Origin of the sequence: Cellulomonas fimi (genome assembly GCF_012952065.1) — a bacterium.
Classification (GTDB): Bacteria; Actinomycetota; Actinomycetes; order Actinomycetales; family Cellulomonadaceae; genus Pengzhenrongella; species Pengzhenrongella fimi_A.
Window position 1 is genome coordinate 1 of the sequence record NZ_JABCJJ010000077.1, and the last position, 899, is coordinate 899.

An 899-nucleotide genomic window follows, 5' to 3' on the forward strand; every position below is an offset into this window, starting at 1 on the left:
GCGGGCGAGGTCCGCACCATCATCGGCACCCTGCGCGGGGCGCTGGAGAAGAACGACGCCACGGCGCAGGACTCGCTGAAGAAGGCCAAGGCCGCCGTCGACGCGATCGGCTGACGCGTCGATGAGCCGGTGGAGCATCACCCCCGAGGGGGTCGAGAGCGTCCTGACCAAGGTCGGGACGGTGGCGCAGACGCTGAGCGGTGCGGCCGAGGGGCTGCCGGCGTCCGCGGAGTCGGCGCTCGCGGCCACGGGCGACAACCCGATCATCGGTGACGCGCTGCTCGGGTTCTTCACCCACCACCGCCCGACGCTCGAGTCGATCGGGAACCGGGTCAACGCCTCGGTGGGCGGTGCGGCCGCGGCGACGCAGTGGTACCTGCGGGGGGACGAGACGATGGCTGCCCAGCAGCAGGCCGCCGCGGCCACGGTCGCGGGCACGGGTGTGCCGACGTTCCAGGTGCCGGCCCGGTGACGGACGTGCGCTCCGCGTCGGGCATCAGCCCGTCGGCGATCCCCGGGGCGGACCTCGACCCGGACGCGGTCGTGGCGGCGGCGAACACGCTGGCCGCCGGTGGCGCCGCGGTGCGGGACGCGGGCGCCGGCGTGGTGGGTGAGTGGCGGGGGCTGGCCGCGCACTACGAGGCGCCCGAGGCCCCGACCCTGTTCGCGGTGATGAACCCGGTCGAGGCCAAGGCACGCGAGTTCGGCGACGGCGTCGAGGCCGTCGCGGCCGCGCTGAGGACCTACGCCGACGCCATCCGCCCGATCAAGACGGCGCTGGCGCGGGTGAGGTCCGACGCGTACGCGTTCCGGTCCACGATCGCCTCGAACGCCGAGTGGGAGTACGACCAGGGCCTGGTCGACGAGAACACCGCGCTGATCTCGCGGGTGAACGCCCA

General features: G+C 74.3%; 2 protein-coding genes. Both read left to right on the forward strand.

Annotated elements, in window-relative coordinates; all coding sequences use genetic code 11:
- The first annotated feature begins 121 nt into the window (after window positions 1-121).
- Window positions 122-472, forward strand: coding sequence for a DUF6507 family protein (locus tag HIR71_RS16260; RefSeq protein ID WP_169326103.1), 351 nt, complete (start codon window positions 122-124; stop codon window positions 470-472).
- The coding region (locus HIR71_RS16265; RefSeq protein WP_211374334.1) for a hypothetical protein at window positions 469-899 on the forward strand (431 nt) is incomplete at its 3' end. The genes HIR71_RS16260 and HIR71_RS16265, both read left to right, overlap by 4 nt.

Bases quoted from the DNA above. Each gene is read 5' to 3' on its own strand.
- HIR71_RS16260 (WP_169326103.1), top strand. From the start codon at position 122: ATGAGCCGGTGGAGCATCACCCCCGAGGGGGTCGAGAGCGTCCTGACC.